Origin of the sequence: Lachnoclostridium sp. MSJ-17, assembly GCF_018918205.1 — a bacterium.
Classification (GTDB): domain Bacteria; phylum Bacillota; class Clostridia; order Oscillospirales; family Acutalibacteraceae; genus Ruminococcoides.
The window spans coordinates 1-13,290 of the sequence record NZ_JAHLQB010000022.1 but is presented as its reverse complement, the minus strand read 5'-3'; the positions used below and the strand labels follow the sequence as shown (position 1 = coordinate 13,290).

The window sequence follows — 13,290 nt, the reverse complement described above, 5'->3', positions numbered from 1 at the left end:
TTTAATGTCATTCATCAGCACCGCCCGCAAAAACGGGTTTGATTCTTATCACGCGGTTAAGATGGTTTTATCAGGTCAGACCAATCAGGTTTTTGGGGTGGGGTGCTGAATAGTTACAAATAAAAAACTTAAAACATTTAAGTGTTTTTTAAGGTTCGGGGGTTATCCTTTAGTCAAGCTAAACAAAAGGGAGGCAAACATCATGAAAGTTCAGACTATCTTTGAAAGAACAGAGATTAAATATATCATCACGCTCAAGCAGCGCGAGGAGCTTCTGAGGCTCATCAGCTCCTACATCAAGCCCGACGAGTACGGCGAGAGCACGGTATGCAGCCTTTATTTCGACACCGATGATTTTCTCCTTATCCGAAATTCCATGGATAAGCCGGTTTACAAGGAAAAGCTCAGGCTCCGCAGCTACTCCACACCGAAGCGCGACAGCAATGTTTTTCTCGAGCTCAAGAAAAAGTTCAGAGGCGTCGTGTACAAGAGAAGGCAGACCCTTAAATATTCCGACGCGATGGCATATTTTCTTAACGACGAGATGCCCAACGAGTCGCAGATCATGCGTGAGATCGACTACACGATGAACCGCTACCGCAACCTCAGACCGAGAATGTTCATCGGTTACGACAGAACGGCGTTTTACAGCAAGACCGACCATGAGCTCAGAATTACATTTGACAAAAACGTCCGCTTCCGCACCGAGAACCTTGACCTCGCCAAGGGAAGCTACGGTGAAAAGATTTTGCAGCCTAACCTTTGCATAATGGAAATCAAATCGCTCAACACCATGCCGTTATGGCTGACATCAGCGCTCAATGAACTCAAAATATTCCCCGGCTCGTTCTCGAAATACGGAACAGCCTACAGAATCGTCACAGAAAGAAATCAAATGATGGGAGGAACCAACTGTGCTTAATCAGATTTTTTCAGCTATTTATTCAGAAACATTTACACCCGACATCTACCTCATATGCACGGCGGTTTCTCTGGTGCTCGGAGCATTAATCGCCTTCACCGCAAGCTTTAAGGCAAAGCAGAGCAAGAGCTTCTTGCTGGCGCTGTTCCTTATCCCGGCGATCGTCCAGACGGTAATAATGCTAGTCAACGGCAGCGTAGGCACAGGCGTAGCGGTAATGGGCGCGTTCTCACTCGTAAGATTCAGAAGCGTTGCGGGTTCCGCGAAGGAGATCGTAAGTATTTTCCTCGCAATGGCAACCGGTCTCGCGACCGCTATGGGCTACATCGGACTGGCAATTTGCTTCGTAGTGATTATCTGCATAGTAATGGTGATCGCCTCCGTTGTACACATCAAAGAGAAGGACGACCTTGTACGCGACCTTAAAATCACAGTTCCCGAGGATCTCAACTACGCTCACGAGTTTGACGACCTCTTTGAGGAATACACCCACAATGCGAAGCTCCTTTCCGTCAAGACCTCAAACATGGGCAGCCTTTACAAGCTGATCTACCGCATTGAGCTGGTTCACGAGGACGACGTTCAGAAGTTTATCGACGAGCTCCGCTGCCGCAACGGCAACCTTGAAATCGCGGTCATGATGCCCGCAATCGAGGAAGCAAGGCTGTAAAAATATTTTTAGATGTTTATGAAATCAGGAGATCCAAGATGAAAAAAAGACTATTTTGCGCGATCATCGGCGCAATGCTCATAGCGTCATTCACCGCCTGCAATACTCAGGGCGGTAATGCTTCACAAGCAACAGTCGCGGAAGCGAACGCAGATCAGAACGCGGCGGCTTCCGACGATATCAAGGACGGAGAATACGACCTCAGCTTTTCAAAACGCGACGCAGATTCCTCCTACGATGAAAGCGCCGCTGCAAAGATAACCTTCACCGATACCTCGGCTGAGTCCTCAACGGGCTCGGCTGAGGTCAGCGGAACGACCGTAACAATCAAAGCCGAGGGAACATATATCGTATCCGGCAGCTGCAAGGACGGCAAAATCGTTATTGATGCGGACGAAAACGCCAAGGTTCAGGTCGTGTTCAAAGGGATAGACCTCAGCTCAAGCGGCTCTCCGTTCGTCGTCAAGAGCGCCGACAAGGTGTTCATCACACTTGCCGACGGTACAGAGAACGCTGTTTCCGACTCAGGCAGCTACAGTGAAACAGTGGGCGAAACAAACGTTGACGCGGCGATTTTCAGCAAGGAGGATCTGAGCATCAACGGCAGCGGAAAGCTGACTGTAAACGGCAATTACAAACACGGAATCATCAGCAAAGACGACCTCGTATTAGCGGGCGGCACAGTGAGTGTAAAGTCTGCTTCGACAGGCGTTGAAGGTAAGGACAGCCTGAAGATCAAGGATACCGACCTCACCGTGGAAGCGGGCAGCGACGCGATCCGTTCCACCAATACTGAGGATACGGCGACAAAGGGCTTTGTATATATTCAGAGCGGCAAGCTAACGCTTAAATCAGAAAACGACGCGGTTCAGGCAAGCTCACTCCTCAGAGTTGACGGCGGCGAGCTGAATATCACAACGGGCGGCGGCTCTGACAGCGGAAAAACTCACACGGAAGAAAACTTCATGCGCGGCGGAAGAATGAATATGTTCTCGTCAAATTCCGATTCGACCGATACCGACAGCGCCAAGGGTCTTAAAGCGGCTGACGCGATCAAGATAAACGGCAGCACAATAGATATCAATTCCTCGGACGACGCGCTTCATTCGAATAATTCACTCTCAGTCGACGGCGGTGAGCTAAGAATCAGCTCCGGCGACGACGGACTCCACTCCGACACGACTCTGACCGTAAACAGCGGCACTATTGATATCACCAAGAGCTATGAAGGCATAGAGAGCGGCGAGATCACCGTAAACGACGGCAAGATTTCCGTCAAGTCCTCCGATGACGGCTTCAACGCCGCGGGCGGCAACAACGGTACAGAGCGCCAGGGCATGTTCGACTCCGATTCGAGCAAGGTTCTCACAATCAACGGCGGATATGTCTACGTTGACGCGGACGGCGACGGACTCGATTCCAACGGCGTTCTCAAGATATGCGGCGGAACGATTCTCGTAAACGGCCCGTCAAACGACGGAAACGGCGCGCTCGACTCAGGTTCCTCCTGCGAGGTAACGGGCGGCACAATCATCGCGATCGGCAGCAGCGGCATGGCTGAATCGCTGACAGCGAACGGACAGTGCTCGATCATGACCGATATAGACTCTCAGGCGGCTGATACATCCGTTGCTCTTACCGACAGCGAAGGCAACGTCCTCGCATCGATAAATTCAACCAAGCAGTTTAACAACGTTGTTGTTTCCACACCTTCGATCAGGAAGGGTGAGAGCTATAAGATCATCGTCGGCGGCACTGTCGATGGAGCTGACAGCAACGGCTTTGCGGACAGCGGCAAGATAAGCGGCGGTTCGGCTGCGGCGGAAATCACAATGGATTCCGAGAGCTACACAAACGGCGGCAGCCGTATGGGCGGCGGAATGGGCGGAATGCGCGGAGGAGATATGCAGCCTCCGAACGGAGATAACCCAAACGGCATGCAGCCTCCAAACGGAAATAATCAGCAAAGACCGCAGTTTTGATATTTCTGAAAAAGAATTATGCTAACGACTTATTTTTCATAAACATCTCCTTGAACCGGGTTGTCGTTTCGGCAGCCCGGTTCATCCCTTTAAAAAAGAACTGCCGCCCGTATATCGGACGGCATGTTCACTAATTCGAGCTTACGGTCTTTCGCACGTTCCTCTCGGAAAACTGTATCAGGTTAAACAACGATGAAGCGCCCTTGTCAAAGTAGCTTGAAATGATGTCGGGCGAGAGCGCCAGCGAGAGCTTGTTGCGCTCGATCACCGCGTCGATCAGCTCGAGGTCGAGGAGCATGGAAGCCGAGGTCAGATTTTTATAGCGGTTCCTGTCAAGCGAAAACATGGTCTGTGTATTGCTCTTGTCGGCGCAGTAGATCGTGCGGAAAACCTGGTATTCAGCGCACATCAGGTAGTTGCTCACGGCGTTTGTGAGGCGCTTTTCGCCGAGCTGGGCGAGCAGGTCGAAAATAACCGCCGCGGTGTTAGTGATCAGCTTTTTATTGACCTGATTTATCATATTGCCCTTCATGTGTCCGATCTCATCCGCGTCGGGAAAGTCGTCGGCGCTGACGGAGGCAGGCTTGCGCTGAACTGTCCGCCCGAGCAGGTAGTCGGTCGAAACATCGTAATACTCCGCGGTTTTTACCAGAAAATCCAGCCCGCACTCGCGGATTCCCTTCTCGTAATGCGAGAGCAGAGCCTGTGAAATACCCAGATCAGACGCGACCTGCTTTTGGCTAAGCCCGCGTTCTTTGCGCAAAAATGTGATAATTCTCGGAAAATCGCTGTTCAAGTCTTGACACTCCGTTTCATTTGATAGTATAATAAACTAGTTATAGATTGTCACTGTGTTTATACATATAGTATAACCTATAATTGACGATTTGTAAATATTTTTTACGCTGCACGGGAGAATAATATGAAATCCTATGTTATCCACTTTATCCGCCACGGCGCGGTTGACGAGACCCTCTCGGGTAAGTATATCGGCTCCACCGACGTACCGCTCTCGGACAAGGGCAGGGAAGAGCTGCGAAGGCTTGAGCGTGAGTGCCGCTATCCGTATACAAAGGTAGTGTTCACAAGTCCGCTGAAGCGCTGCACCGAAACCTGTCAGATTCTTTATCCCGAGCTCAGTCCGCTTTCGATCGCCAATCTTCGCGAATGCAATTTCGGCGAATGGGAGGGCAAGACCGCCGAGGAATTAAGGGACGACCCCGATTTTGAGAAGTGGCTTGCCGGCGACAGCGAGGCGGCGCCGCCTCATGGTGAGAGCAACGCCGATTTTATCCGCCGTATATGCAGGATGTTTGAGAGCATTGTCGAGGGCCTGATGAAAACCGGCACGACCGACAGCGTTATCGTTACTCACGGCGGCGTTATCATGACTCTGCTCGCGGTTTACGGACTGCCCCAGGCGAAGCCCTTTGAGTGGACGATGGACAACGGCTGCGGTTATTCAATACGCATAACCCCGATGCTATGGCAGCGCGACAAGGTCGCCGAGGTTTTCAGCCGCGTTCCCGTGATCGAGGACGAAGAATAATCAGATTATAACCAAAAGGAGTTTTTTAATATGCAGAATTATAAAATCACATTATTGAAGGGCGACGGAATCGGCCCCGAAATCGTAAATCAGGCTGTCAAGGTGCTTGACAAGGCGGCGGAGAAATTCAGCTTCACCGTTGAGTACGACGAGGCTTTGCTCGGCGGCTGTGCGATTGACGCAACCGGCGTTCCGCTTCCCGAGGAAACCGTAGCCAAGTGCAAGGCTTCCGATTCCGTAATTTTGGGTGCTGTAGGAGGTTCCAAGTGGGACAACCAGCCCGGCAATAACCGTCCTGAGGCAGGACTTCTCGGAATCCGCGGCGCTCTCGGACTTTTCGCGAATCTCCGTCCCTCCGTTATCTTTGGACCTCTCAAGAGCGCATCTCCTATCAAGGACGAGATAATCGGCGACAACATGGATATCATGATCGTCCGCGAGCTCACGGGCGGCATTTACTTCGGCGAGCGCGGCAGAGACGACAGCTCCGCGTGGGATACCGAAAAGTATTCCGTAGCCGAGGTAGAGCGTATTGCAAGAGTCGCATTCGATATGGCTATGAAGAGAAACAAAAAGCTCACCAGTGTAGACAAGGCAAACGTCCTCGAGTCCTCGCGTCTTTGGAGACAGACCGTAATCAATGTTTCAAAGGACTATCCCGAGGTTGAGCTCAACCATATGTATGTTGACAACTGCGCAATGCAGCTTGTCCGCAATCCCAAGCAGTTTGACGTGATCGTCACCTCAAATATCTTCGGCGACATTCTCTCCGACGAGGCTTCGATGATCGCCGGCTCGATCGGCATGCTCGCGTCGGCAAGTCTTTCCGGCGGCAAGCTTGGTCTGTACGAGCCTATCCACGGCTCTGCTCCCGACATTGCCGGCAAGGGTATCGCGAATCCTCTTGCGACGATCCTGTCTGTAGCGATGATGCTCCGCTATTCTCTCGCACAGCCTGAGGCTGCTCAGGCAATTGAGGCGGCTGTGGCAAAGGTTCTCGAAACCAGCCGTACTCCCGACATTTACGAAGAAGGATTTAACAAGGTAAGCTGCGAAGAGATGGGAGACCTTGTCTGCGCGCAGCTGTAAAGGAGACGTTTTATGCAGCTTTATGATATGCATTCGCATATTCTGCCTGCCTTTGATGACGGAGCCAAAACCGTTGAGGACAGTCTTGCTCTGATTGATTGCCTGAAAAAGCAGGGAGTACGCAATATTTGTCTGACCCCTCATTTTTATACGCACGAGATGAGTGTTGAAGATTTTCTCTTTTCACGTCAGGAGGCGTTTGAGCGCTTCAAGCCCGAAATACCCGCGGACGTCAATATAGTTCTCGGCACAGAGGTGTATGTGACGCATTATCTCTTTAACAGCGATGATTTGTCCGGACTTACCTACGGCAAGTCAAAGTACATACTGACCGAATTCGGCTACAACTCCACTTTTACCGACCGCACGATGCAGCATCTTGAAGCGTTGATGCACAATCACGGACTGATCCCTGTTATTCCTCATGTCGAGCGTTATGATTATCTGATCGACAATCCCGGTGCTATCGAAGAGTTGCAGGATATGGGTATTTTTATTCAGACAAATATCAAAAACTACGTTTCAAAGGCTCCGTTTTTCAGAAAACGCAAGCTGTTGAAGTATATATCCAAGGGTTATATCGATATTCTGGGTTCGGATGCGCATTCGTTCACCCACAATACCCCGGAGGATTACACTGAGGCTCTGAAAACAATTTCAGATAAATGCGGCGAGGACGTTCTTGCGCGGTTAATGAAAAACTCAGAGATGATTTTCAGCAGCGCCGTTAACGGAAGCTGATATATTTTTCCACCGACAGACATTATTGCCTGTCGGTGTATTTTTTTGGAAAAAACCTTTTATTAGCGATAAAAATATGGTATACTAATCTATAAATAAAAAATTGGAGTTGATAAGATGAGTTCCATTAACAGACTGAATATAGCCGAAGGAGTTTATTTTAACAGCGTCAGAGACAGCCGTTTTAAAACGATGAAGCTTTCCGCTAATCTTTTTGTGCCTCTGAGCGCCGAAACTGCCTCGGAAAACGCCCTGCTCGCGGGTGTTCTCTCGCGTTCCTGCAAGGCATATCCCGATTTTACCGCACTCAGCCGCAAGCTCAGCTCTCTTTACGGAGCCGAGCTGAGCGTGTCGACAACAAAGGTAGGCGAGAACCAGGTCATTTCCGTGTCCGCTTCGGGACTTGACGACCGCTACGCCCTGGACGGCGACAGCGTTGCCGCCGAGCTTTCGGCGCTTTTATGCGGCGTGATTTTTGAACCGAACGTAAAGGACAGCGCCTTTGTTTCCGAGGAGGTAGAACAGGAGCGCAGACAGCTCCTCGACGTGATAGATTCCGAGTACAACGAGAAGCGCATATACGCAAACGACCGTATGATTGAGATCATGTGCTCAGACGAGGTATTCGGCGTAAAGCGTTACGGCACCGTGGAAAAAATAAAGTCGGCGACGGCTCAGTCGCTTTACCTCGTATGGCAGAACCTGCTCAGAACCGCTGTGATCGAGATCATGTATATCGGTGACAGCGCGCCAGACAAGGCTGTTAAGGTGTTTACCGAGACCTTTGCAAAGATGAACCGCAACCCCGCGAAGCTTCACACCGAGGTAATACGTCAAGCGGGCGAGGTGAAGCGCGAGACCGAAACCGTGGATGTCTCACAGGCAAAGCTCGTCATGGGCTTCCGCGCCGGAGTCGCCGTTCCCGAGAAGGAGATCACTGCTACCGCACTTATGTGCGCGGTTCTCGGAGGAACTGCGACCTCGAAGCTGTTCTGCAACGTCCGCGAAAAGCAGAGCCTGTGTTACTACTGCGCGGCTCGTTACGACAAGCACAAGGGCATTGTTGTTATTGACAGCGGAGTGGAAACCGAGAACATCGAAAAGCTCGAGCAGGGTATACTCAAGGAAATCGAAGATATGAAAAACGGAGTTATCTCCGACTTTGAAATCGACTCAACAAAAATGGCGATGATAAACGTGTACCAGTCCTCCAACGATACCGTCAGCGGCATAGAAGCGTGGTACTCCTCACAGCTCTTGCAGGACGGCTTCAAGTCGATTGAGGAGGCATGCGAGAAGATAAACGCGGTCACAAGGGAAGAAATCGTCGCGGCTGCCAACAAGCTGCAGCTTGACACGGTATATGTACTGACAAATCAGGAGGTGACAGCATGAACATGACGGAAATCAAGTCCGCAAGAGCGGGCGACAGCTACTATAAAATACAGCACAGCTCGGGTCTGACGGTTTATGTTTATCCCAAGGAGGGCTACAAGTCTGCCTATGCTATCATCGGAACCAATTACGGCAGCATAAACAATTGTTTCTCCGTTGACGGCGGCGAGAAAATAAAGGTACCCGACGGAATCGCTCACTACCTCGAGCATAAGCTTTTTGAGAGCGAGGAAGGCGACGCCTTTACTCGCTATGCCGAAACAGGAGCGAGCGCAAACGCTTATACAAGCTTTGAAAAGACCTGCTATCTGTTCTCCTGCACCGACCGTTTTGACGAGAGCCTTGAGATACTTCTCGACTTTGTCCGCGACCCATATTTCACTCCGCAGACCGTTCAGAAGGAACAGGGCATCATCGGTCAGGAAATCAAGATGTACGACGATTCACCGGACTGGCGCGTAATGTTCAATATGCTTGAGAATATGTACCACACCCACCCTGTAAAAATAGACATCGCGGGAACTGTGGAGAGCATCGCGGAAATCACCGCCGAAAAGCTTTACGACTGCTACAACGCGTTTTATAACCTGCACAATATGGCACTCTGCGTTTCGGGAAACGTTACCGTGGAGCAGGTCATGGATATTTGCGACAAGATGCTCAAGCCCTGCGAAAAGCATGAGATCACAAATTACTTCGAGGACGAGCCATACGAAATCGTCAATCCCTATGTTGAACAGAGCTTTCCTGTGTTAATGCCTACCTTCAATCTCGGCTTCAAGGAAAAGCCCGAAGCGCTCGACGAAAAGAAGCTCGCCCAGACGGATATTTTGCTCTCAATGCTCGCTTCACCGACGAGCAGGCTTTACCGCGAGCTGATGGACAACAACCTCATCAACAACACATTCAGCTACGAGCTGTTTGAGGGGCCCGGGTACTGCGCCGTTATCTTCGGCGGCGAGTCGAGAGCTCCCGGACAGGCTGCGGAGATGATCAAGCAGTATATCTCAAAGGTCAAAGCAGAGGGACTTGACAGAGAGGATTTTGACATCGCCCGCAAGTCAGTTTACGGCGACATAGTATCCTCGCTCAATTCCGTCAGCTCGATTTCAAATACTATTATGAGCTATCATTTCAGCGGCAACGAGCTTTTCAAATATATAGACGCGGTCGCCGACACCACCTTTGAGGAGATAAGCGAGAGGCTGTCCGAAATGCTCGACGTCTGCAACTGCACCCTTTCGGTGGTAAAGAGCGCCGAAGCGGAGGTGTAAAATGGAGAGTTTTCACGTTCAGTTCCCAAACCTCGGATGGGAGTTTGACATCAACCGTGTGGCGATAGCTTTGGGTTCGTTCAAGGTCTACTGGTACGGACTTATTATCGCGACCGGTCTTATGCTTGCAATTCTCTACGCATACAAGACCGCTCCGCGTTTTCAGCTCAATTTCAGCAAGCTGATGAACTGCGTCTTTGTCGGTCTTGTCACCGGTATTATCGGCGCGAGACTGTACTTCTGCATTTTTAAGTGGGATTATTATTTCACGCACCCGATCGAAATTTTCTATATCCACGAGGGCGGCTTGGCGATATACGGCGGTATCATCGGCGCGCTTGCCGGCGGACTCGTAGTCGCGAAAGTCCAGAAAATGAGATTTCTGCCCATTCTCGACGTTGTGATGATCGGCTTTCTGATAGGTCAGGGACTGGGCCGCTGGGGCAACTTCTTCAATCAGGAGGCTTACGGCACAGTTACCAACCTTCCGTGGGCGATGATGAGCGAGGGCACTCTCAATCAGCCCGTTCATCCCTGCTTTCTCTACGAATCGCTCTGGTGCCTGCTCGGCGCGCTGCTTCTGCACCTTTACAGCAAGTACCGTCAGCGCTACGCAGGACATATATTCTTCATGTACCTCGTGTGGTACGGCTTTGAGCGCATGTTCGTTGAAGGACTGCGAACCGACAGCCTTTACCTGCCTTTCCCGATCTTCGGAATGGATATCAGGGTATCGCAGGTGCTTTCATTCGCGATATTTGTAACAGGAATCGTAATTTTGATTATCAACAGACACAAGGAGGAACCATTCTATGCAGATTATAGACGGCAAAAAGGTATCGGCAGAGGTAAAGGAAAGAGTCAGACAGCAGACGCTTGAGCTGAAAAACGAATATAACATTACCCCGGGCTTAGCGGTTGTGATCGTCGGCGACGATCCCGCCTCCAGAGTGTATGTCAACAACAAGAAAAAAGCCTGCGAGGTTGTAGGCTTCAAGTCCGAGGAGTACGCTCTGCCGGCGGAAACCACTCAGGAGGAGCTGCTCGAGCTTGTAAATACCCTCAATAAAAAAGAAGATATCAACGGAATCCTCGTACAGCTTCCGCTGCCGAAGCATCTCGACGACAAGGCTGTTATCGAGGCGATCGACCCCAAAAAGGACGTCGACGCCTTCCACGCTGTTAACGTAGGAAAAATCATGCTCGGAGAGTACGATTTTCTGCCCTGCACACCTGCGGGAGTTATGGAAATGCTCCATTCCTATGACATAACTGTCGAGGGAAAGGAGTGCGTCGTGATCGGCAGGAGCAACATCGTCGGCAAGCCTATGGGTATGCTTTTGCTCCACGAGAACGGCACGGTAACGATCTGCCACAGCCGCACCAAAAATCTCGCTGAGGTTTGCAGACGCGCGGATATTCTTGTCGCGGCAGTAGGAATCCCGAAGTTTGTCAAGGCTGATATGGTCAAGGAAGGCGCGGTCGTAATCGACGTCGGCATGGACAGGGACGAAAACGGCAAGCTCTGCGGCGATGTGGATTTTGAAAACGTCAAGGAAAAATGCTCCTTCATCACACCCGTACCCGGCGGAGTAGGTCCGATGACTATCTCAACCCTGATGAAAAATACACTCAAAGCCTGCAAGCTCCAGAATAATATAAAATAATTCACTTCACGCTTGACATGCATCTTGTTTTGTGGTATAGTATATAAGCCGCATATTGTGGGTAGGGTATAAGTGCGCTTATCCCGCAAGACATAACGCACCCACAGGTAGCGAGCCCATTGTAAAGGATTGAAACTATGTACGCAGTAATTCAGACAGGCGGCAAGCAGTACAAGGTTACCAACGATGAGGTAATCTTTATTGAGAAGCTTGAAGCCGAGGCAAACGACACCGTAACCTTCGACGTAGTAGCGGTCGGCACAGACGACGGCGTTAAGGTCGGCACTCCCTTCGTAGAGGGCGCAAAGGTTACCGCAGAGGTTCTTAAGAACGGTAAGGGCAAGAAAATCAGAGTGGCCACCTACAAGCCTAAGAAGGGCGAGAAGAGAGCTAAGGGTCACAGACAGCCTTACACACAGGTCAAGATCACTTCCATCGAGGCATAATGATTGAAGCGATCTTCACGGTAACGGATAAGGTGATCGTCGGATTTGAGATATCGGGTCATTCGGATTATTCCGAACAGGGCAGAGATATCATCTGCGCGGCGGTAAGCTCTGCGGCGTATATGACGGTGAACACTATTACCGATGTTCAGTTTTTAGAAGCTGATATTACCGAAAATGACGGATTGATGAAGCTCAGTCTGTCGCCGGAGGACGCGAAAGCGGCTGAGATCATACTCAACGGCTTCCTGCTCCACCTGAACGCTCTTTCGGAGCAAAACAAAGATTATATTAAAGTTAAAATTTCGGAGGTGTAAGGTAATGCTTAAGATAAACATTCAGTTATTCGCTCACAAAAAGGGAATGGGTTCTACAAAGAACGGACGTGACAGTGAGTCCAAGCGTCTCGGTGTAAAGCGCGCTGACGGACAGAAGGTTCTCGCGGGCAACATTCTCGTAAAGCAGAGAGGTACCCACATTCATCCCGGCGCCAACGTAGGCAAGGGCTCTGACGATACACTGTTTGCGAAGATTGACGGCGTTCTCAGATTCGAGCGCGTCGGCAAGGACAGAAAGCGCGCCAGCGTTTACCCTGTTGAGCAGTAATAGCAGCTTACTCGGCTCTCTCAAAAGCGCATTTTGAGAGAGCTTATTTTTTGAGGTAAAATATGTTTGTAGATAAAGCTCATATCAAAATCAAGGCGGGCGACGGCGGCGACGGAGCGGTCGCGTTTCACCGTGAAAAATACGTTGCTGCGGGCGGTCCCGACGGAGGCGACGGCGGCAAAGGCGGCGATATCGTTTTTCTTGCCGACACAAATCTCAGTACGCTTGCCGATTTCCGCTACAAGCGCAAGTACACCGCGCCGCGCGGCGAGAACGGCAGAGGCGGACGGTGCCGCGGCAAGAACGCCGAGGATCTGATTATCCGTGTGCCTATGGGCACTCTCGTCAGGGAGGAGAGCACGAACCGCATTTTGGCTGATATCTCCGACAACGAGCCGCATATCGTCGCTAAGGGCGGAAAGGGCGGCTGGGGCAATCCGCATTTCGCGACGCCTGTCCGTCAGGTTCCGCGCTTCGCAAAGCCCGGTCTGCCCGGAGAGGAATTCGACGTCGTGCTCGAGCTCAAGCTGCTTGCGGACGTCGGTCTTGTCGGTTTTCCGAACGTCGGAAAGAGCACCTTGATATCTGTCGTTTCACAGGCAAAGCCCGAAATAGGCAACTATCATTTTACAACGATAACTCCCGTCCTCGGCGTTGTTTCGATGGGCGAGGGATCGAGCTTTGTAATGGCTGATATTCCCGGTCTTATCGAGGGCGCGTGGCAGGGCACGGGACTCGGTCATCAGTTCCTGCGCCACGTCGAGCGCTGCCGTATGCTCGTTCATATCGTAGATGTTTCCGGCAGTGAGGGCAGAGATCCTATCGAGGATTTCAAAACAATCAATTCCGAGCTTGAGAAGTTCAATCCCGAGCTTGCTCAGCGCCCGATGATCGTTGCGGGCAACAAGTGCGACATGGCAACCGACGAGCAGATCGAGGAGTTCAAGCA

15 protein-coding genes are annotated in these 13,290 nt (G+C 50.9%); 14 read left to right on the top strand and 1 reads right to left on the bottom strand.

Going from position 1 to position 13,290, the window contains the following annotated elements; genetic code table 11:
• The first annotated feature begins 202 nt into the window (after nt 1–202).
• The 3 genes from KQI64_RS01530 to KQI64_RS01520 are packed head-to-tail and all read left to right on the top strand — an operon-like array spanning nt 203 to nt 3,574.
• Nucleotides 203–922 carry a polyphosphate polymerase domain-containing protein gene (locus KQI64_RS01530; protein ID WP_253289146.1) on the top strand — a complete coding sequence of 240 codons (720 nt, stop codon included), beginning with the start codon at nt 203–205 and terminating at the stop codon, nt 920–922.
• Entirely contained in the window at nt 915–1,592 is a 678-nt protein-coding gene (locus KQI64_RS01525) for a DUF4956 domain-containing protein (protein WP_216523016.1), read from the top strand. The genes KQI64_RS01530 and KQI64_RS01525 overlap by 8 nt, the downstream gene beginning before the upstream one ends.
• 38 nt (nt 1,593–1,630) lie before the next feature.
• Nucleotides 1,631–3,574: a carbohydrate-binding domain-containing protein gene (locus KQI64_RS01520; RefSeq protein ID WP_216523015.1), complete on the top strand. Its 1,944-nt coding sequence runs from the start codon at nt 1,631–1,633 to the stop codon at nt 3,572–3,574.
• A 130-nt stretch (nt 3,575–3,704) separates the two neighbouring features.
• Here the strand turns inward: KQI64_RS01520 and KQI64_RS01515 are convergent, their stop codons facing one another.
• The gene (locus KQI64_RS01515) at nt 3,705–4,370 is read right to left on the bottom strand and encodes a helix-turn-helix domain-containing protein (RefSeq protein WP_216523014.1); all 666 of its coding nucleotides are present in this window, start codon (nt 4,368–4,370) and stop codon (nt 3,705–3,707) included.
• Nucleotides 4,371–4,496: 126 nt separating this feature from the next.
• Between KQI64_RS01515 and KQI64_RS01510 the strand changes: the two genes are divergently transcribed.
• The 11 genes from KQI64_RS01510 to obgE all read left to right on the top strand — a co-directional run.
• Nucleotides 4,497–5,123, top strand: a complete 627-nt coding sequence (locus KQI64_RS01510) for a histidine phosphatase family protein (protein WP_216523013.1) — start codon at nt 4,497–4,499, stop codon at nt 5,121–5,123.
• Nucleotides 5,124–5,153: 30 nt separating this feature from the next.
• Nucleotides 5,154–6,212, top strand: a complete 1,059-nt coding sequence (gene leuB, locus KQI64_RS01505) for a 3-isopropylmalate dehydrogenase (RefSeq protein WP_216523012.1) — start codon at nt 5,154–5,156, stop codon at nt 6,210–6,212.
• Between the two features lie 12 nt (nt 6,213–6,224).
• On the top strand, nt 6,225–6,953 hold the full coding sequence (locus KQI64_RS01500) for a CpsB/CapC family capsule biosynthesis tyrosine phosphatase (RefSeq protein WP_216523011.1): 729 nt from the start codon (nt 6,225–6,227) through the stop codon (nt 6,951–6,953).
• A 117-nt stretch (nt 6,954–7,070) separates the two neighbouring features.
• Complete coding sequence (yfmF, locus tag KQI64_RS01495; RefSeq protein ID WP_216523010.1) at nt 7,071–8,348, top strand: EF-P 5-aminopentanol modification-associated protein YfmF; 1,278 nt, start codon at nt 7,071–7,073, stop codon at nt 8,346–8,348.
• On the top strand, nt 8,345–9,622 hold the full coding sequence (gene yfmH, locus KQI64_RS01490) for an EF-P 5-aminopentanol modification-associated protein YfmH (RefSeq protein WP_216523009.1): 1,278 nt from the start codon (nt 8,345–8,347) through the stop codon (nt 9,620–9,622). Before yfmF ends, yfmH begins: the two co-directional genes overlap by 4 nt.
• 1 nt (nt 9,623) lies before the next feature.
• Complete coding sequence (lgt, locus tag KQI64_RS01485) at nt 9,624–10,502, top strand: prolipoprotein diacylglyceryl transferase (protein ID WP_216523008.1); 879 nt, start codon at nt 9,624–9,626, stop codon at nt 10,500–10,502.
• The gene (folD, locus tag KQI64_RS01480; RefSeq protein ID WP_216523007.1) at nt 10,435–11,289 is read left to right on the top strand and encodes a bifunctional methylenetetrahydrofolate dehydrogenase/methenyltetrahydrofolate cyclohydrolase FolD; all 855 of its coding nucleotides are present in this window, start codon (nt 10,435–10,437) and stop codon (nt 11,287–11,289) included. The genes lgt and folD overlap by 68 nt, the downstream gene beginning before the upstream one ends.
• A 137-nt stretch (nt 11,290–11,426) precedes the next feature.
• Nucleotides 11,427–11,735 (top strand): 50S ribosomal protein L21, encoded by a 309-nt coding sequence (rplU, locus tag KQI64_RS01475; RefSeq protein WP_216523006.1) that lies wholly within the window; start codon nt 11,427–11,429, stop codon nt 11,733–11,735.
• Nucleotides 11,735–12,052, top strand: a complete 318-nt coding sequence (locus tag KQI64_RS01470) for a ribosomal-processing cysteine protease Prp (RefSeq protein ID WP_216523005.1) — start codon at nt 11,735–11,737, stop codon at nt 12,050–12,052. The genes rplU and KQI64_RS01470 overlap by 1 nt, the downstream gene beginning before the upstream one ends.
• 4 nt (nt 12,053–12,056) lie before the next feature.
• Nucleotides 12,057–12,341, top strand: coding sequence for a 50S ribosomal protein L27 (gene rpmA, locus KQI64_RS01465; protein WP_216523004.1), 285 nt, complete (start codon nt 12,057–12,059; stop codon nt 12,339–12,341).
• 62 nt (nt 12,342–12,403) lie between these two features.
• Nucleotides 12,404–13,290, top strand: an 887-nt coding sequence (obgE, locus tag KQI64_RS01460) for a GTPase ObgE (protein ID WP_216523003.1), incomplete at its 3' end; no start/stop codon positions are given.